General features: G+C 70.7%; 15 protein-coding genes. 9 read left to right on the forward strand and 6 right to left on the reverse strand.

Features of this window, described 5'->3' with window-relative positions:
• Positions 1-115 precede the first annotated feature (115 nt).
• Genes trpB through AB0M43_RS24690 form a run of 3 tightly spaced genes read left to right on the forward strand, consistent with a single transcriptional unit; the run spans position 116 to position 2,842 of the window.
• On the forward strand, positions 116-1,288 hold the full coding sequence (gene trpB, locus AB0M43_RS24680) for a tryptophan synthase subunit beta (RefSeq protein ID WP_363728553.1): 1,173 nt from the start codon (positions 116-118) through the stop codon (positions 1,286-1,288).
• On the forward strand, positions 1,285-2,064 hold the full coding sequence (gene trpA, locus AB0M43_RS24685) for a tryptophan synthase subunit alpha (protein ID WP_363728132.1): 780 nt from the start codon (positions 1,285-1,287) through the stop codon (positions 2,062-2,064). Before trpB ends, trpA begins: the two co-directional genes overlap by 4 nt.
• A gap of 10 nt (positions 2,065-2,074) precedes the next feature.
• Positions 2,075-2,842 carry a hypothetical protein gene (locus AB0M43_RS24690; RefSeq protein ID WP_363728133.1) on the forward strand — a complete coding sequence of 256 codons (768 nt, stop codon included), beginning with the start codon at positions 2,075-2,077 and terminating at the stop codon, positions 2,840-2,842.
• A gap of 390 nt (positions 2,843-3,232) precedes the next feature.
• Here the strand turns inward: AB0M43_RS24690 and AB0M43_RS24695 are convergent, their stop codons facing one another.
• From AB0M43_RS24695 to AB0M43_RS24710, 4 genes are all read right to left on the reverse strand, one after another.
• Positions 3,233-3,988: a GntR family transcriptional regulator gene (locus AB0M43_RS24695; protein ID WP_363728134.1), complete on the reverse strand. Its 756-nt coding sequence runs from the start codon at positions 3,986-3,988 to the stop codon at positions 3,233-3,235.
• Positions 3,985-4,773: a carbon-nitrogen hydrolase family protein gene (locus AB0M43_RS24700; RefSeq protein WP_363728135.1), complete on the reverse strand. Its 789-nt coding sequence runs from the start codon at positions 4,771-4,773 to the stop codon at positions 3,985-3,987. The genes AB0M43_RS24695 and AB0M43_RS24700 overlap by 4 nt, the downstream gene beginning before the upstream one ends.
• A 212-nt stretch (positions 4,774-4,985) precedes the next feature.
• Positions 4,986-5,600: a hypothetical protein gene (locus AB0M43_RS24705; protein WP_363728136.1), complete on the reverse strand. Its 615-nt coding sequence runs from the start codon at positions 5,598-5,600 to the stop codon at positions 4,986-4,988.
• Positions 5,601-6,333: 733 nt separating this feature from the next.
• A complete protein-coding gene (locus tag AB0M43_RS24710) occupies positions 6,334-6,996 on the reverse strand; it encodes a hypothetical protein (protein ID WP_363728137.1) in 663 nt (220 codons plus the stop codon).
• A gap of 65 nt (positions 6,997-7,061) precedes the next feature.
• Between AB0M43_RS24710 and AB0M43_RS24715 the strand changes: the two genes are divergently transcribed.
• The 3 genes from AB0M43_RS24715 to AB0M43_RS24725 all read left to right on the forward strand — a co-directional run bounded on the left by AB0M43_RS24715 (position 7,062) and on the right by AB0M43_RS24725 (position 11,520).
• Positions 7,062-9,656 (forward strand): valine--tRNA ligase, encoded by a 2,595-nt coding sequence (locus tag AB0M43_RS24715; RefSeq protein ID WP_363728138.1) that lies wholly within the window; start codon positions 7,062-7,064, stop codon positions 9,654-9,656.
• Between the two features lie 44 nt (positions 9,657-9,700).
• Positions 9,701-11,077, forward strand: coding sequence for a folylpolyglutamate synthase/dihydrofolate synthase family protein (locus tag AB0M43_RS24720; RefSeq protein WP_363728554.1), 1,377 nt, complete (start codon positions 9,701-9,703; stop codon positions 11,075-11,077).
• A 137-nt stretch (positions 11,078-11,214) separates the two neighbouring features.
• On the forward strand, positions 11,215-11,520 hold the full coding sequence (locus AB0M43_RS24725) for a DUF4233 domain-containing protein (RefSeq protein ID WP_363728139.1): 306 nt from the start codon (positions 11,215-11,217) through the stop codon (positions 11,518-11,520).
• Between the two features lie 121 nt (positions 11,521-11,641).
• Here AB0M43_RS24725 and ndk read toward each other — a convergent pair whose 3' ends face one another.
• On the reverse strand, positions 11,642-12,049 hold the full coding sequence (gene ndk, locus AB0M43_RS24730; protein ID WP_363728140.1) for a nucleoside-diphosphate kinase: 408 nt from the start codon (positions 12,047-12,049) through the stop codon (positions 11,642-11,644).
• A 231-nt stretch (positions 12,050-12,280) separates the two neighbouring features.
• Here ndk and AB0M43_RS24735 point away from each other — a divergent pair, with 231 nt between their 5' ends.
• The 3 genes from AB0M43_RS24735 to AB0M43_RS24745 all read left to right on the forward strand — a co-directional run bounded on the left by AB0M43_RS24735 (position 12,281) and on the right by AB0M43_RS24745 (position 17,851).
• A complete protein-coding gene (locus AB0M43_RS24735; RefSeq protein WP_363728141.1) occupies positions 12,281-13,726 on the forward strand; it encodes a VOC family protein in 1,446 nt (481 codons plus the stop codon).
• 230 nt (positions 13,727-13,956) lie between these two features.
• Positions 13,957-17,061: an isoleucine--tRNA ligase gene (gene ileS / locus AB0M43_RS24740; protein WP_363728142.1), complete on the forward strand. Its 3,105-nt coding sequence runs from the start codon at positions 13,957-13,959 to the stop codon at positions 17,059-17,061.
• Positions 17,062-17,155: 94 nt separating this feature from the next.
• On the forward strand, positions 17,156-17,851 hold the full coding sequence (locus AB0M43_RS24745; RefSeq protein ID WP_363728143.1) for a lysophospholipid acyltransferase family protein: 696 nt from the start codon (positions 17,156-17,158) through the stop codon (positions 17,849-17,851).
• Positions 17,852-18,016: 165 nt separating this feature from the next.
• On the opposite strand, the gene AB0M43_RS24750 is transcribed toward AB0M43_RS24745, so the two are convergent.
• Entirely contained in the window at positions 18,017-18,997 is a 981-nt protein-coding gene (locus AB0M43_RS24750; RefSeq protein WP_363728144.1) for a hypothetical protein, read from the reverse strand.
• Positions 18,998-19,097: the final 100 nt, after the last annotated feature.

Here is a 19,097-nt window from a genome sequence, read left to right on the forward strand (position 1 = left end):
CTAGAACTCTCTTCATTGACTTTCGGGGTACGCGTGAGGCATTCTGGGTGCGGGGCCGACGTGACCAGCCCCCGTGACCTCCAGGTGGATCGAGGAAGCTGTGAGTGCGGAGTTGATGGGACTGCCCTCTGTTGACGGGCGCTTCGGGGATTTCGGCGGGCGGTTCGTCCCCGAGCCGATCGTGCCGGCATGCCTCGAGTTGGAGGAGGCGTTCACGGCCGCCTGGGCGGATCCGGCGTTCCACGCGGAGCTGCGGGGGCTGCTGAAGCAGTACAGTGGGCGGCCCACCCCGGTCACCGAGTGCCACCGGCTGTCCGAGAAGTTGGGCGTCCGGGTGCTCGTGAAGCGGGAGGACCTCAACCACACCGGTAGCCACAAGATCAATAACGTGCTCGGCCAGGCGCTGCTCGCCCGCCGGATGGGCAAGACCCGGGTCGTCGCCGAGACGGGTGCCGGCCAGCACGGGGTGGCCACGGCGACCGCCTGTGCGCTCCTCGGCCTCGACTGCGTGGTCTACATGGGCGAGGTCGACATGGCCCGCCAGGAGCTGAACGTGTTCCGGATGCGCCTGCTGGGCGCCGAGGTCGTGCCTGTGGCCTCCGGTAGCCGCACGCTCAAGGACGCGGTCAACGAGGCGATGCGCGACTGGGTGGCCAACACCCACGACACGCACTACTGCCTGGGTTCCGTCATGGGCCCGCATCCGTACCCGTGGCTGGTCCGGGAGCTCCAGCGGATCATCGGCGAGGAGGCCCGTGAACAGTGCCTCGAGATCCTCGGCGGCGCCCACCCGGACCAGATCGTCGCGTGCGTCGGCGGCGGGTCGAACGCGGCCGGCATCTTCGCCGGCTACGTGGACACGGACGCCCGGCTCGTCGGCGTACAGGCGGCCGGCGGGGCGGCGATCGGGGGCGGCAGGGTCGGGGTCGTGCACGGTTCCCGGAGCCAGCTGTTGCAGGACCGCGAGGGCCAGGTGCTGGAGGCGCACTCCATCTCCGCCGGCCTCGACTACCCGGGCGTCGGCCCCGAGCACGCGTATCTGGACTCGATCCACCGCGCCGACTACCCGACGGTGGACGACGAGGAGGTGCTCGAGGCGGTGCAGGTGCTCAGCCGGCTGGAGGGCCTGATCCCGGCGCTGGAGTCGGCCCACGCCATCGCGTACGTGATCCGCGAGGCCGGCCGCGAGATCCCGCTCGGATCGACCGTGCTGGTCAACCTGTCCGGGCGCGGCGACAAGGACATGCACACTGTGATCGGGCTGCTCGGAGAGGCGACGACGGCATGACTGGACGGTTGGAGAACACGCTGCGGGCGGCGCGGGACGGCGGGCGCAAGCTGCTGATTCCGTACGTGACGGGCGGCGTCACCGAGAACTGGACCGAATACGTGGACGCGGCGCTCGAAGCCGGGGCGGACGCGGTCGAGATCGGGGTGCCGTTCAGTGACCCGGCGATCGACGGGCCGGTGATCCAGCGGGCCTCGGTGCTGGCGCTCGAACGGGGCACCACTGTGGACACCATCGTCGACGACCTCGTGCGCGGCGGACACGACCGGGCGCCGCTGATCGCCATGACCTACTACAACCTGGTGCTCCAGCCCGGGCACAAGCGGTTCGCCGAGCGGATCGGCGAGGCCGGGATCTGCGCGACGATCCTGCCGGACCTGCCGCACGAGGAGTCGGGCGAGTGGGAGGCCGACGCGTCGGCGGTCGGGATCGAGCACGTGCTGCTCGCGTCCCCGGTCAGCTCCGACGAGCGGCTGGCCGTGATCTGCGAGCGCACCCGCGGCTTCGTGTACGGGCTGGGCCTGATGGGCGTCACCGGCGAGCGGTCCTCGCTGGCGGAGTCCTCGCTGACCCTGGCCCGGAGACTCAAGGCGATCACGGACAAGCCGGTGCTGATCGGTGTAGGGGTCTCCACCCCGGCGAACGCGACCCAGATCTGCCAGGAAGCCGATGGCGTGATCATCGGGGCGCCGGTGATGCGGAGAATCGTCGAGGGTGAATCCCCGGCGGCGATCGGCACCCTGGTGGCTGATTTCCGTAAGGCGATCGGCGGGTAGCCTACAACAGGTGGAAGCCTTCCTCCTGCTCAAGCCGGACTGTCTGCGTGCCGGGCTGTCGGCCCATGTGGAGCGTGAGATCGAGGCGGAGGGGCTGGAGATCCGCTGCCGTCATCGGATCGCCCTGACCCCCGCCGACATCCGCTACCTGTGGAACGAATACTCGGACGAGGGCCACAGCCTCATGCTGGGCCTGCTCGACCGGTACCTGGGCGGCGGCCCCTCCCAGGTGGTCACCCTGGCCGGCGCGGACGCGTACGAGGCGGCCAGGCGGGTGAAGCGCGCCATCCGATGGCGGTTCGCGGACGGCCCGTTCGCGAACGTGGTGCACGCCGCCGAGTCCCCGGGCGAGCTGCTCCGGCAGGGCAAGTTGCTGCTGGGCTGGTGCGAACGGTGCTCCGGGGCCCGGCCGGCGTCGACCTTCCCGGACAAGGAACTCCGCCCGACCGGGATGCTCTTCGAGAACACCGACCCGGTGCTCGACGCGCTGTGGGCCCGGCTGCGGGCCGGCCTGCCGCGACCGGAGCCGGTGCAGCTCGGCGGGGCGGGTTCGGTCGTCGTGCTCGGCGTGGACACGGCCCACTCCCTGGACTCCACGGTCACTGCGGTGTACCGGGCACTGCCCGGCGTCGACCTGGGCGCCGCGATCGAGCTGGCGCTGCACGCGAACCGGGTCGGGCGCTATCCGATCGGGATCGGCACACCGGAGGAGACGGTCCGGAGCCTGGAACTGCTCCGGGCGAACGGCATCGCGAACTGCTGGACGGAGAACTGCTGAGCCAGCGCGGACGGTAGGCGTTGCGCGGGTGCCTTCGCGGTCAGCAGGACTGGGGGCTGCTGCTGAGGGTGCCACGCGTTACTCGCCCGTCAGGGTGAGGCGCGCTGCTGCTCAGCGCCGCCCCATCACCCACCCCCATCGGGATGCCGCGAGCCGTTCACCCCGATCGGCGTGCCACGTGTCGCTTACCTCCACCGGGGTGCCACACACCGCGCACCCCACCAGGGCGCGAGGCCCGCCGCCGCTCAGCACCGCCCGCCACCCACCCCACCAGCGCACACCGCACCGCTCACCCCATCGGGGCGCCACTCACCCGCACCGGAGCGCCGCGTCCCGCCCACCCATCAACACACAGCCCACAGCCCACAGCCCACCGTCCACCGCCCACCCTCACGTCATAGCAGCCGTAACCACCACATCCGGCGCACTCCCCACACTCGCCCGATCCACCGTCACCATCACCCGCTCCCCGGCGAGCACCGCCCGATCGTCCACAATCACCCGCCCGGCCTGGTCGAACGTCAACCGGTCGCTGCGGAGCGCCAGATCCCCGGGCGACAGTTCGAGCAGCTCGGCGACCCGGCCGCTCACCGCCACGGGCGTGATCACCTCCGTGGCGCGGGCGGCGACGGCGTGGCACCACAGTTCGAGGAGTTCGTACAGGGAGCGGACGGCCAGGTCGGCGTCCGCGAGGGGGGTGGCGAAGGGTTCGGGGACGTAGGAGTACTGGTGGACGGCGGGGCGGCCGTTGATGACCCGGACGCGTTCGATGACGAGGACGGGCGCGTCTACGGCGACGCGGAGCCGGGTCGCCACGTCCACGGGGGCCGGGGTGAAGTAGACGCCGTGTACGCGGGTGTCGACGGTGATGCCCTGGGCGCGCAGGTCGTCGCCGAGGCTGCGGAGTCCGGCGGCGGCGTACGGGGTGCGGTGGCTGCGGACGAACGTGCCCTTGCCGGCGACCTGTTCGATGACGTCCTGGGCGGCCAGTTCGCTGAAGGCCTGGCGCAGGGTCATGAGGCTGACGTCGTACTGGACGCTGAGGTCGCGTTGGGAGGGCAGCGGTTCGCCGACCCGGAACTCGCCCGTGGCGATCCGCCGGATCAGGTCCTCCTTGATCGACAGGTACTTCGGAACGCGGGTCATAGCCGCCGGTTGGCGAGGCTGGGCAGCTCGGCGCGGATCTGCTCCAGGCTCTGCCGGTCGATGTCGGCGACGGCCACGGTGACCGTGTCGGGGGCCTGGGCGAGGACCGTACCCCACGGGTTGATGATCATGGATCTTCCGAAGCAGGTCCGGTTGGGCTCGTGGTTGCCGACCTGGCCGGCGGCGAGCACGTACGACTGGCCCTCGATCGCCCGGGCCCGCAGCAGGACCTCCCAGTGGTCCCGGCCGGTGTGCAGCATGAACGCGGCGGGGACGACCAGGATGTCGGCCCCGGCGTCGGTCAGTTTGCGGTACAGCTCGGGGAAGCGCAGGTCGTAGCAGATCGACAGGCCGATGGTCGCGCCCTCGACCTTGACGGTCACGATGTCGGAGCCGGGCGCGACGGTGGCCGACTCGTGGTAGGACACCTTGCCGGGAATCTCGACGTCGTACAGGTGGATCTTGCGGTACGTCGCGGCGACGTTGCCGGAGCGGTCGAACACCAGCGACGTGTTGTAGCTGTGCTGGTCGTCGGGCCCCTGCTCGTGGAAGCTTCCGGCGTGCACCCACATGCCGAGCTCGCGGGCGGCCTCGGCGAAGAACGTGCCGAACTCGCCGTCGACCGGCTCGGGGCGGTGCTCGCTGGGGCCCAGGTAGTCGGTGTACTCGGGCAGTACCGCGAAATCGGCGCCCTGATCGGCGGCCCGGACCAGCAACTGGCGGGCCTGGGCGAGGTTGGCGGCCCGGTCTTCGCGGGCGTTGAGTTGGCAGACGGCGACCCTCATGCCCACACCCTAATGCGCTCCGGACCCGTGCGTCCCATGGTCAACGGCCGCCCGTCGAGCCGGGGGGAACACTTTCCGGGACCTTGCCGTCATTCCGGCACCGTGACGAAACGAACCCGTGCGCCAGCCGTCGACCTCGGGATGCCGGCGGGTGCCACCTCGACCCGGCTCCGGTGCCGCGCCCGCGCACCGACCCCGCCCCGGGTGGAACCTCAGCGCTTCTGGACGGCCCCGCGCAACGTCACGAACAACCCCGCAGCGGCCTCGGGCGTGTGCCCCGGGAACAGCATCAACCCGGCGCTGCCGTGGTCGGCCCACCCGCACACCGGCACCTTGTCCGCGTCGATCGCCGTCTCCCCGCACCGGGCCTCGCCCCCGAGCGGCCCGGCCGACACGGCGCGGGTCGCGTTCACCCCGCCGGCCTTGTCTGTGATGACCGCGAACAGGTCGTCGAGGGTCTCCTCCGGGTCGAACAGGGTCGCGCTGCCGGCGACGACGATGACGGACCTGGTCGGCGCCGCCGGGTCCTGGTACACCCCGCCGACGGTCTTGTCGAAGCCGACCGGCACGGACAGCGCCTCCCGCATGCCCTCGGCGGTGCGCTTGCCGCGTTCCGACGTGTCGAGGGTGAGGCCGGCGGCCTTGTCCGGGATCGTCAGCTCGGGGTCGCCCTGGCGGACGACCTGCCAGATCGTCGGGCCCCAGATCACGGCACTGATCAGGACGATGACTCCGAACACTCCGCCGGCGATGAGCAGGATCCTGCGCAGGGGGAGCGGCTTGCGCTCCTCCTCGGGCTGCTCGTCGTAGGCCTCCAGGAACGCCATCGCGGCAGCCTAGCAACTCCCGGCATTCCCCACGGGTGCCGCGCCGACCCCCAAATCCAAGATCAATTTCATCGGAGGGTTACGGAGGTCACCGACCCGGCGCCCGGCGGCCCGACCCGGGGCGAGGTGCCCTGCCCCCGGATCCGGCGGCGCCACCGGCCCCCGACCGGCGCCGGCCAGTCCCGCGCCTCCTGACCCTCCCGGGAACCACCTGCCCCGGCCCCTCGCCGCGCCCCTCGACAGCCAGCCGACCAATCCGGTCCGAACCTGCTCGCCCAGGCTGAGGTATCTGGTGCAGCCGGAGCGTCGTGGCCCCGGGTAGCCGAGGGCCGGGCCGACCATTTCCGCCTAATACCGTGCGAGCCGTGCGGTCTGCGTGTCCCGGAGGCAACCCATTCCACAACAACCCGAGTCGACCGAGCTGAGCCCGCCAGGTCCGGTCGACGAGTGGGGTCGATCCGAGGCAACCGGACCCGGTAGGGCTGGACTGGCCGGCGCGGGCCGATCCGCCCAGGTCCGTCGCCCACAGCCGAGCGTGGCTGCCCGGGTCGCCCCGAAGCGCCGAGCCAAACCTGGCGGGGCAGTCCGGGGCACCCTGCGGCGACCAGCCTGGCCTCCAGCTCCAGCTCCAGCTCCAGGCCCAGTTCCGGGGCGGCCCACGGCAGTCCCGCCTGCCCGGGAAGCCTCGGCTCATCGGCCCATCGGCCCGTCAGTGCATCAGCGGCTCACCGGCTCACCGGCTCAGCATCGCCTCGTGCATCTCCCGGAACAACGTCCCGGACGACCCCAGCTCCCCACCCGCGAACATCGCCATCCCGATGCTCCCGTGGTCGATCCACAGACACACCGGCATGCTGAGTCCGGCCGTCGACATGGTGCCGCACCGGACGTACCCGCCGAGCTTGCCCGGGTCCAGGTCGACCTGGCCGGTGGCGTTCATGGTGCGGAACGCGTCGTCGAGCTGGCTCTTGAGGTTGATGTTCAGCCCGGTCGCGCCGAAGAAGATCACCGGCTTGTCGCCGTCCTTGTACAGCGCGCCCTTGGTCCGGTGGCCGGCGAGCTTGCCCCCGGCGGCGCCCATGGAGTCGACGACCTTCTTGCCGTCGGGGCCCTCGTCCAGGGTGAGTTTGCCGATGGTGGTGGGCAGCGCGATGGTCGCGCCCTGCTGCTGGGCGATCGGGAATGCGAACAGGGCCGCGCCGCCGAGGCAGAGGAGGAGCACCAGGGCGAGTACCCCCAGAACGATCTTCGCGGTCGGGCTCTTCTTCGGCGCCTGCGGCGGCGTGAACCCGAGCGGCTGGTGCTGGGGGGCCGCGAACACCGGCTGGGCGTACTGCGGCGCGCCCGGCGGCGGCACGTCGGACGGCGGCGGGTAGTTCTGCGGCGGGTAGCTCATGGTGTGTTCTCCCGTGGGGTGGTGTCAGAAACGCGGGACTCTAGCACTTCCGTAGACTCCCTGGGGTGACTACGAATGCCCAGGAACTGCCTGCTCAGTACCCGCCCGCCGAAGTCGAAGCCCGGCGCTACGAGCAGTGGGTACAAAACGGCTACTTCCGGGCGGACGCGGACAGCGACAAGCCCGCGTACACCATTGTCATCCCGCCGCCGAACGTGACGGGGGTCCTGCACGTCGGCCATGCCCTGGATCACACCATCCAGGACGCGCTGATCCGCCGCCGCCGGATGCAGGGCTACGAGGCCCTCTGGCTGCCGGGCATGGACCACGCGGGCATCGCCACCCAGAACGTGGTCGAGCGCCGCCTCGCCACCGACGGCGTGAGCAGGCACGACCTGGGCCGCGACGCCTTCCTGGAGAAAGTCTGGGAGTGGAAGAAAGAGTCGGGCGGCTCGATCCTGGGCCAGATGCGCCGGCTCGGCGACTCCGTGGACTGGTCCCGGGAGCGTTTCACCATGGACGCCGGGCTGTCCCGCGCCGTCCAGACGATCTTCAAGCGGCTGTTCGACGACGGCCTGATCTACCGGGCGAACCGGATCATCAACTGGTGTCCGCGCTGCCTGACGGCCCTCTCCGACATCGAGGTGGAGCACTCCGACTCCGACGGCGAGCTGGTCTACATCCGCTACAGCGACGAGATCGTGGTCGCCACCACCCGGGCCGAGACGATGCTCGGCGACACGGCCGTGGCGGTCAACCCGAACGACGAGCGCTACGCCCACCTGGTCGACACCGAGGTCGAGCTGCCCCTGACCGGCCGGCGGATCCCGATCGTGGCCGACGAGCACGTGGACCCCGAGTTCGGTACCGGCTGCGTGAAGGTCACCCCGGCGCACGACCCGAACGACTTCGAGATCGGCCAGCGGCACGACCTGCCGTCGATCACGGTGATGGACGAGCGCGCCGTGATCACGACACACGGCCCGTTCCAGGGCCTCGACCGGTACGAGGCGCGGCCCGCCGTGGTCGCCGCCCTGCGCGCCGAGGGCCGGATCGTCCGGGAGATCCGGCCGTACAACCACTCGGTCGGGCACTGTTCGCGGTGCAAGACGACCGTGGAGCCGCGCCTGTCGCTGCAGTGGTTCGTCAACACCACCCCGCTGGCGAAGGCGGCCGGGGACGCGGTGCGCGACGGCCGGGTGAAGATCGAGCCGGTCGAGCTGGAGAAGCGCTACTTCGCCTGGGTCGACAACATGCACGACTGGTGCATCTCCCGCCAGCTGTGGTGGGGCCACCGGATCCCGGTGTTCTACGGCCCCGACGGCGAGGTGGTGTGCGTCGGCCCCGACGAGACCGCCCCGGAGGGCTACACCCAGGACGCCGACGTGCTGGACACCTGGTTCTCCAGCGCGCTGTGGCCGTTCTCGACCCTGGGCTGGCCGGAGAAGACCCCGGACCTGGAGAAGTTCTATCCGACGAGCGTCCTGGTCACCGGGTACGACATCCTGTTCTTCTGGGTCGCCCGCATGATGATGTTCGGCCTGTACGCGATGGACGGCGTCGCTCCCTTCAAGACGGTCGCGCTGCACGGCATGGTCCGCGACCAGTTCGGCAAGAAGATGTCGAAGTCCTTCGGCAACGTGGTCGACCCGCTGGACTGGATCGACCGGTACGGCGCCGACGCGACCCGGTTCACCCTGGCGCGCGGCGCGAACCCGGGCACCGACGTGGCGGTCAGCGAGGAGTGGGCCGCCGCGTCGCGGAACTTCTGCAACAAGCTGTGGAACGCGACCCGGTTCGCCCTGGCCAACGGGGCCACCGTCACCGGCCCGCTGCCCCGGGACCGCTCGGCCGTGGACTCGTGGATCCTGTCCCGGCTGGCGGAGGTGACCGCCGAGGTCGACCGCTACTTCGAGGCGTACGAGTTCGCGAAGGTCTGCGACGCCCTCTTCCACTTCGCGTGGGACGACGTCTGCGACTGGTACCTGGAGCTGGCCAAGCCCGTGCTGTTCGCGGGCGGACCGGAGGCCGAGAAGACCCAGCGGGTCCTGGGCGAGGTGCTCGACACCCTGCACCGGCTGCTGCACCCGGTCGTGCCGTTCGTGACCGAGGAGCTGTGGACGACCCTGACCGGGGCCGAGACCATCGTGACCGCCGCGTGGCCCACCGCCCGGCCGGAGCTGATCAACCCGACCGCCGAGGCGAGCGTCGCCACGTTGCAGGAGGTCGTGACGGAGATCCGCCGGTTCCGCGCGGACCAGGGGCTCAAGCCCAGCCAGAAGGTCGGCGGGCGCCTGGTCGCCGCCGAGGACACCGCCCGGTCGGCGGCGTTCCTGTCCCACGAGCCGCTGATCCGCAACCTGGCCCGGCTGGAGGACGCCGCCGAGGGCTTCGAGGCCTCCGCGACGCTGAGCCTGGCCGGCGGGATCACGGTCGAGATCGACACCCGGGGCACGATCGACGTGGCCGCCGAGCGGGCCAGGCTCGCCAAGGACCAGGCGGTCGCCGAGAAGGAGGTCGCGCAGTGCCGGGGCAAACTGGGCAACGCGGAGTTCCTGGGCAAGGCGCCCGACCAGGTCGTGGACAAGATCAAGGCACGGTTGGCCGCCGCTGAGGCGGAGCTGGTCCGGATCGCGGCGGCACTGGGGAAGCTGGCATGACAGAGTCCGACGACCAGGCCCGCCGGGACCTTCTCAAGGCCGGCATGGCGCTCAACGACATCAACGCGCTGGGCGGCCGGGCCCGGCACGAGCGGTTCGTCGACGTCGACAACGAGCTGCTGGCCCGGGGCTTCACCCGGATGGTCTTCGACCGGATGAAGCTGCGCGAACTGCTGGACACGCTGGGCAACCCGGAGAAGGCGTACCGGGCGGTGCACCTCACCGGCACGAACGGCAAGACGTCCACGGCGCGGATGGTGGAGTCGCTGCTCCGGGCGCACGGGCTGCGCACCGGGCGGTACACGAGCCCGCACCTGGAGAGCGTGACCGAGCGGATCTGCATCGACGGCGAGCCGGTGACGGAAGAACAGTTCGTCGAGGTGTACGACCAGGTCGCGCCCCTCGCGAAGCTCATCGACTCCCGGCACGACGAGTCGATGACGTACTTCGACATGACCACGGCCCTGGCGCTGGCGGCGTTCGCGGACGCGCCGGTGGACGTGGCGGTCGTCGAGGTCGGGCTGGGCGGCGCGTCGGACTCCACCAACGTGCTCGACGCCGGGGTCTGCGTGATCACCCCGATCAGCCTGGACCACACCGAGTGGCTGGGCGACACGGTGTCCGACATCGCGTACGAGAAGGTCGCCATCGTCCAGGACGGCGCGACCCTGATCTGCGCGGAGCAGCCCGAGGAGGCCATGGAGGCCATCCTGGAGCACTGCGCGGAGGTCGGCGCGACCGTGGCCCGGGAGGGCGTCGAGTTCGGCGTGCTCCAGCGCGGCCTCGCGGTCGGCGGCCAGCTCCTCCAGCTCCAGGGCCTCGGCGGCGTGTACGACGAGGTCTACCTGCCCCTGCACGGCGCGCACCAGGCCCAGAACGCGGCCGTCGCGCTCGCCACCGTCGAGGCGTTCCTCGGCGCGGGCCGGGACAAGGGCGCGCTCGACCCGGAGGTGGTCCGCGAGGGGTTCGCCCAGGCGACCTCGCCGGGGCGGCTGGAGAAGGTCCGGACCGCGCCGACGATCCTGCTCGACGCCGCGCACAACCCGGCCGGCATGGCGGCGACCGCCCGGGCGATCCGCGAGGAGTTCGACTTCGGCCGGCTCGTCGCGGTGTTCGCGGTGCTGGCCGACAAGGATGTCGCCGGGATGCTGGAGCACCTCGAACCGGTGTGTGACGCGATCGTGTGCACGGTGAACAGTTCGGAGCGGGCGATGCCGGCCGAGCGGCTGGCGACCCTGGCGGAGGAGTACTTCGGGGATCAGCGGGTCAGCGTCGCGCCGAATCTGGCGGATGCCATCGAGGTGGCGATCGCCGAGGCGGAGTCCGACGAGGGTGTGTCGTTGGGGGCGATCGGGTTGCTGGTCACCGGGTCGGTGATGACGGTGGCGGATGCTCGCAAGCTGTTGGTGAGGAAGAAGTGACCGCCGATCGGGGTGGGTCGTCGGGGTCGGGTTCTGAGGGAGAAGAGCCTTTTACTCCCTCAGAACCCGACCCCGCCGACCAGTACGTGGCCGACGGAGACGGTAAGCCTTCGGGGTTGCGGAATCCCGGTGCCGCTGTGCGGGGGGTGGGGGCCGGCACCCTGGTGATCGAGGGCATCGTGTTGTTGCTCGCGATCCAGCCGATCCGGATCATGGGTGGCGCGCTGCCCGGGCTCGGGATCTGGGCCATGGTCGGGCTGTCCGTCGCCTGCTTCCTCCTGTGTGGACTGCTCAAACACAGGTGGGCATGGCACGTCGGCACCGCGTTGCAGATCCTCGTGATCGGCTGCGGCGTGTTCCAGTGGGGGATCGCCGCGATCGGCGTGATCTTCCTGGGCCTCTGGCTCTACGTCCTGAACGTCCGCAAAAGCGTACTGGGCTAGGCCCTTGATCTAACGCCGGTGGCCCGCTGAGGGCGGGGCTGGCAAGCGAATGGCTCAGACGCTAGGGCAGCGCCCTGCGTCTGAGCCATTCGCGCAGTCCAGCGTCGTCCTCAGCGGGTCCTCACACCTCAGGGAACCAGAGGGCGATTTCGCGCTTGGCGCTGTCTTCCGAGTCGGAGGCGTGTACCAGGTTCTCGCGGTTGGACAGTGACAGGTCGCCGCGGATCGTGCCGGGCGCGGCCACCCGGCCGTCGGTGGCGCCGGTCAGGGCGCGGACCACGCTGATCGCCTGGTCGCCGGAGAGGATCAGGGCCACGAGCGGGCCGCTGGTCATGAAGTTCTTCAGCGGCGGGTAGAAGTCGCGGGCCACGTGCTCGGCGTAGTGCGCGTCGGCCAGGGCAGCGTCCATGGTGCGCAGGACCATGGCCTCGACGGCGAGCCCCTTGCGCTCGAAGCGGCCCAGGACCTCGCCGACGAGGCCACGCTGGACGGCGTCGGGCTTGATGAGTACGAGCGTGCGCTCGGACACGAGCTCCTCCTTGAGTGGTTCGACGTCGAGTGCAGGGTAACCGTCTGTGATCACAGGGTGGACAGCGGCCCCGATCGATCAGCTATCCGACCTTCGTACGTTCATCACCTTCCGAAAACGTGCCATCACCCCTAGCCTGGCAAGAAGGGCCAGCCTGTCGCCCAAACCCCCCTGGAGGCCCCAGTGTCGGATGGTTCCTCGCACTCCTCCCATGCGCGGAGTCTGTTCGGATTGGTTCTGCCCCTGGCTGCCCTTTTCATCATCATTTTTAGCATTGGTACCGGTAGCGTCCTGGTCTTCTGGATCGGTACGGCCGTGGCGGTCGGCGCGGTGGCGTTCCACCTGGTCAACTTCGTGGCCCCGAACCGCAAGGGCCGGGTCGTCGAGGGCACCGCCCGGGTCATCGCGGCCAGCCCGGCGCCGCCCGGGGTGTCGAGCGCCCGGTGCGAGCTACAGCTGGTCGTGGAGGCCCCGGGGCTGCCCGCGACCGCGCAGACCATCCGCGACCCCGGGGTACCGGTCGCCAAGTGGCCGGTCGTCGGGCAGAAGCTCCCGGTGTCGGTGCTGCGGGCCGATCCCCGCCAGGTGACGATCCGGTGGGACCGGGTCCGCAGTTCCGGCGCGACCGGGGACGCGGAGTTCGCGACCCTGCTGACCACCCGGGCCGAGACCGCGCGCAACGGCACGACCCGGCAGGCGGACGACGAGCTGGGCTCGTACCTGGACGAGTTGTTCAGCCCGGTCGACACCGCACCGGCCGCCGAGACCGTGCCCTCGACGCCGACGGCGCAGGGCGTGTCCGGCCCGACGTCGGCGTGGAAGCCGGAACTCGTGCCGGTGAAGGAGCCGCAGCCCGAGCCGGTGAAGGAGCCCGAGCGGCCCGCGTCGTCGTTGCCGCCGTTCGTGCTGCCCGAGTTCACCCCGTTGGACCTGCCCGAGTTCGAGCTGGCCGACTTCGTCACCCCGCCGCCGACCCTGCCCGTCCCGCCGCCCGGCCCCGCCGGTTCCATGCCCGAACTGGGCGACGTGCCGCTGCCGGGCCCCGACGACGTGTCGCTGCCGGAGTCGGACGAGGACGCGAAGGACATGTTCACGCTGCCGGAGTTCCGCAGGGTCCCGCTGCCGCGCCGCCAGCCGAAGCCGCTGGACCACGCGCGGTGGGGCGCGGCCCTGGAGGAGGAGTCCGAGCCCGGCCGGGCCAGCCGCCTGATCGACCCGGCGCTGCTCACCGGCGGCCGGGCCAGCTACGAGGCGGAGGCGGAGGAGGAGGAGGCGCCGGAGGACGAGTACCCCGATGATGTGGTCCCCGCCTCGATCCAGGGCGTCGGCGTCAGCCTGATGGTGTCCGACCTGCCGCGTTCCCTGGAGTTCTACCGCGACACCCTGGGCTTCACGGAGCTGGACTCGGGCGGCGGCGCGGCGATCCTGGCGGCCGGGGACGCGAAGCTGTTGCTCCGCCAGCTCGACGACGCCCGGCCGGAGGGCCCGCGCCTCGCGCACGTGAACCTGGAGGTCGACGACGTCGACACGGTCTACCAGGAGCTGCGCGCCAAGGGGGTCCGGTTCCTGCAACGGCCGCGCGCGGTGGCCTCGACGGCGCTGCTGGAGCTGTGGTCGGTGTCGTTCAAGGACCCCGACGGGCACGGGCTGGCCCTGACGAGCTGGCGGTACCGGTAACGGGTTTGGCGGTACCGGTACCATGGGGCTACAGGCGTCGACCCGGCCATCACCGGCGAGCCTCCGGAAGAACAGGCCCCCGGGCCCCAGTAGAACCGGACGGGTCCGGCCCGTCACAGCCGAAGAACGAGCGGGCGACCCTCCGGGGCCGCCAAGCGGGGTGGTACCGCGCGGGTGACCGCGTCCTCGCATCGGAGCTATTGAGGCCCATGCGAGAGGTTTGAACCGAGATGTCGTATCCGAAAGACGGATCGTCAGTCCCCGCCAGCCCTGCCCTGCCGCAGGTCGAGGAGCGCGTCCTCGACTTCTGGGGGGCCGACAAGACCTTCCAGGCGAGCATCGACGCCCGGCCGGCGAACGACGAGTTCGTCTTCTACGACGGCCCGCCCTTCGCCAACGGCCTGCCGCACTACGGCCACCTGCTGACCGGCTACGTCAAGGACGTCGTCCCGCGCTACCAGACGATGAAGGGCAAGCGGGTCGAGCGCCGGTTCGGCTGGGACTGCCACGGCCTGCCCGCCGAGGTGGAGGCCGAGAAGCAGCTCGGGATCACCACGAAGGCCGAGATCCTCGCGCTCGGCATCGACAAGTTCAACGAGGCCACCAAGGCGTCGGTGCTCAAGTACACCGGCGAGTGGGAGCGCTACGTCAACCGGCAGGCCCGCTGGGTGGACTTCGCCAACGACTACAAGACGCTCGACCTGAACTACATGGAAAGCGTCATGTGGGCGTTCAAGACGCTGCACGACAAGGGCCTGGTCTACGAGGGCTACCGGGTGCTGGCGTACTGCTGGCGGTGCGAGACCCCGCTGTCGAACACCGAGACGAAGATGGACGACACGTACCGGGACCGGACCGACCCGGCCCTGACCGTGGCGTTCACGCTGACCGCCCCGGGGCACAGCCTCGACGGCGCGAAGATGCTGGTGTGGACGACCACCCCGTGGACCCTGCCGTCGAACCTGGCGCTGGCCGTCGGCCCGGAGCTGGACTACGTGGTCGTGGCCCACGAGGGCGAGCGTTATGTCCTCGGCAAGGACCGGCTCGGCGCGTACGCCAAGGAGCTGGCCGAGGCCGAGCCGGTGACCGTGGTCAAGGGCTCCGACCTGGCCGGGCTGCGCTACGAGCCGATGTTCCCGTACCTGGTGGAGCAGGGCGGGCGCAACGCGTTCCAGGTGCTCGCGGCCGACTACGTGTCCGCCGAGGACGGCACGGGCGTCGTGCACCAGGCCCCGGCGTTCGGCGAGGACGACCAGGCGGTGTGTACGGCCGCGGGCATCCCGACCGTGATGACCGTCGACGACCACGCGAAGTTCACCGCGCTCGTACCCGACTATCAGGGGTTGCAGGTCTTCGAGGCCAACAAGCCGATCATCGCCGAGCTCAAGGCGCGCGGCGTGGTGCTGCGGCACGAGGGCTACGTGCACTCCTACCCGCACTGCTGGCGGTGCGACTCCCCGCTGGTCTACAAGGGCGTGGCCAGCTGGTTCGTGGCGGTCACCAAGGTCAAGGAGCGGATGCTCGCCCTGAACCAGGAGATCGACTGGGTGCCCGGGCACATCCGGGACGGCCAGTTCGGCAAGTGGCTGGAGGGCGCCCGGGACTGGAACATCAACCGGACCCGGTTCTGGGGCTCGCCGATCCCGGTGTGGAAGAGCGACGACCCGGAGTACCCGCGGATCGACGTCTACGGTTCGCTCGCCGACCTGAACCGGGACTTCGGCACGACGGTGACCGACCTGCACCGGCCGTTCATCGACGAGCTGACCCGGCCGAACCCGGACGACCCGACCGGGCGCTCCACCATGCGCCGGGTCCCGGACGTGCTGGACTGCTGGTTCGAGTCGGGCTCGATGCCGTTCGCGCAGGTGCACTACCCGTTCGAGAACCGCGACTGGTTCGAGTCGCACTACCCGGGCGACTTCATCGTGGAGTACACCGCGCAGACCCGCGGCTGGTTCTACACGATGCACGTGCTGGCCACGGCGCTGTTCGACAAGCACGCGTTCAACACGGCCGTGGTGCACGGCACGCTGCTGGGCGAGGACGGCCGCAAGATGTCCAAGAGCCTGAAGAACTACCCGGACGTCTACAAGATGTTCGACGCGTACGGCTCCGACGCCATGCGCTGGTTCCTGATGTCCTCCCCGGTGCTGCGCGGCGGCGACATGGCCGTCACCGAGTCCGGGATCCGGGACTCGGTGCGCCACGTGCTGCTTCCCCTGTGGAGCGTCTGGTACTTCTTCTCGCTCTACGCCAACGCGTCGGGCGTGGAGGCGGTGCCGAGGACGGACTCCGACAACCTCCTCGACCGGTACGTGCTGGCCAAGACCCGGGAGCTCGTCGCCGACACGGGCGCGCAGCTCGACGTCAACGACATCTCCGGCGCGTGCGGCTCGGTGCGCACGTTTCTCGACGCGCTGACCAACTGGTACGTGCGCCGGTCGCGCAGCCGGTTCTGGGCGGGGGACCAGGCGGCGTTCGACACGCTGTACACGGTGCTGGAGACCCTGACCCGGTTGATGGCCCCGCTCGCCCCGTACGTCGCCGAGGAGGTCTGGAAGGGCCTCACCGGCGGCCGGTCGGTGCACCTGGCCGACTACCCGGTGGCCGCCGACTACCCGGCCGACCACGAACTGGTCGCGGCGATGGACGCGGTCCGGGACGTGTGCTCGGCGGCGCTGTCGGTGCGCAAGTCCACCGGCCTGCGGGTCCGGCTGCCCCTGGCCCGGCTGACCGTCGCCACCCCGGGCGCGGAGGCGCTGCGGCCGTTCGCGGACCTGATCGCCGACGAGGTCAACGTCAAGGAGGTCGTCTTCACCACCGACCTCGGCGGGTACTGCGAGCAGGTGCTCAACGTGGTCCCCAAGGCGCTCGGCCCCCGGCTGGGCAAGGACGTCCAGCGGGTGATCAAGGCCGTCAAGGCGGGGGAGTGGTCGGTCTCCGGCGACACCGTCACGGCCGGCGACGTGGTACTCCAGCCCGGCGAGTACGAGCTGAAGCTGGTCGCCGCCGACGCCGAGCACTCGGCACCGGTCGGCGGCGGCGTGGCCCTGCTCGACGTGGCGGTGACCCCGGAGCTGGCCGCCGAGGGCGTCGCCCGCGACGTGATCCGCGCCGTGCAGCAGGCCCGCCGCGAGGCCGACCTGGAGGTGTCCGACCGGATCACCGTCGTCCTGGACGGCTCCCCGACGGTGCAGGCCGCCGTGTCCACCCACCGGGACTTCGTCGCCTCGGAGACCCTGGCCCTGGGCGTGTCCTTCGGGCCGGCCCCGGACGGCTTCCTCGGCGAGGTCGGCGAGGAGCAGGTCCGGGTGGCGGTCACCCGCGCGTGACAGGGTCGCGTCGGGGGCGCAACGCCCCCGACGCAGCCCGGAAACACCCGCTCCCTAAAGTGGTGCGGGCACGTGGGTGACCTGGGAGGTTTGTGTGACGGCGCTGTACAGGGTTGCCAAGTGGGTCGTCGGGGCACCGCTGCGGGGGGTGCTGCGCCCGCAGGCAGAGGGGCTGGAGAACATCCCGCGCTCCGGGCCGGCGATCCTCGCCTGCAACCACCTCTCGGTGTCCGACCACCTCTATCTGCCGCTCGTGGTGAACCGGCCGATCGCGTTCATGGCGAAGGCCGAGTACTTCCTCCAGCCCGGCCTCAAGGGCTGGGCGCGCGGGGCGATGGTCCGGGGCCTCGGCCAGATCGCGGTGGACCGCTCCGGCGGGCGGGCCGGGGTCGACGCGCTCAAGCGCACCCTGCCGATCCTGCAGAACGGCGGGCTGCACGGCATCTTCCCGGAGGGCACCCGTTCGCCCGACGGCCGGCTGTACAAGGGCCGGACCGGGGTCGCCCGGCTCGCGCTGGAGGCCAAGGTGCCGGTGATCCCGATCGGGCTGATCGGCACCGACCTGGCCCAGCCGATCGGGCGCGCCATGCCCGACCCGCGCGCCGAGGTGATCATCAAGATCGGCAAACCCCTCTATTTCGGCCGGTACGAGGGCATGGAGCGCGACAAGCACGTGGTCCGCGCGGTCACGGACGAGGTGATGGACGAGATCCGCCGCCTGACCGGCCAGGAGTACGTGGACCGGTACGCGCCCCGGGCCTCGGCCGCGCAGCCGCCGACGGCCGCCTGAGCCTGGTCCCGGGCCTACCAGGGGGCCTACCGGGGCCTACCCGGGCCGCCCGGCCCCGCCCTGGCAGCCCGTGCCCCGCCCCGGGCCGCCCGGCCCGGCTCCGGGCACACGACGCGAGAGGGCCCACCCCGTCCGGGGTGGGCCCTCTTCGGCTGTCGCGGTTCGTCAGGCCTTCAGCGAGGCCATGGTGGCCTTGACCAGTTCCTTCAGCTTCGAGGTGAGCAGCGGCTCGTCCAGGGAGTTGAAGGTGCCGTGCATCCGCATCTCGATGACGAGGTTGCTGTCCTGCACGTTCACCTCGTAGGTGACGCTCTTGAAGGACGAGTAGTCCTTCTTCGTGACGACCTGGTAGCCCTGCTCGCCGAGGTCGGTGAGGGCGCTCTGCACCCGGCCGCTCTCGGTCTGCCCGTCGTCGTACTTCTTCGACGTCTCGTAGCTGCTCTTCGCCTTCGACGTCTCCTTGGTGACCTTGACGTCGACGCTGAGGCTGGAGCTGTTCGTGCCGCTCTTGAACATCAACGAGCACGACAGCGACGTGTACCCGATCGACTGGTAGTCGTTCGTGCGGAACGTCGGCGAGCCGTCCGGGGTGCCGAGCACGCCCTGGGCGTCCGTGGTCGAGATCTTGTCGCACAGGTTCGCCACGGCCTTGTACTTGCCGCCGCCGCTCGAGCCCGTGAGCCCGCCGGTGCCGCCCGAGTCGGTCTTGCTGCCGATCACGTACAGCCCGATGCCGCACATCATCAGCACCACGATGCCGATCACGACGCCGCCGATGATCCAGCCGGTCTTGCTGCTCGACTTCTTGGCCGGCGGCGGGATGGGCGCGCCGTACGCCGAGTAGGCGGGGCCGCCGGTCACCGGGGGGCCGGACATCGGCGGGCCCGACATCTGCGGGGCGTACCCGTAGTTGGGGTCGTAGCCCGGCTGCTGCTGCTCGTACCCGCCGGTCTGGGGCTGGTCGTAGCCCGGCTGCGCGTACTGGTCGTAACCGGGCTGCTGGGCATAGTTCGGGTCATACCCCGGCGCGGAGTATGGCTGCTCGTACTGCACAGGTGGCTGACCGTAGTTGGGGTCGTAGCCCGGCTGGGGCGCGCCATCCTGTGGCGGCTGCCACCCGCCAGGGCCGTACTGGGGTGTGGTCACGCTGGGTCCTTCCGGGTCCGATCGTGCCGTGCGGGGCCGATTGTGCCGGATGGTCTGTGACCCCGCATCGACCCGTCGGCCTATTCTGCCGAACCGCCGC

It is taken from the genome of Longispora sp. NPDC051575, from assembly GCF_040681875.1.
Taxonomy (GTDB): Bacteria; Actinomycetota; Actinomycetes; order Mycobacteriales; family Micromonosporaceae; genus Longispora.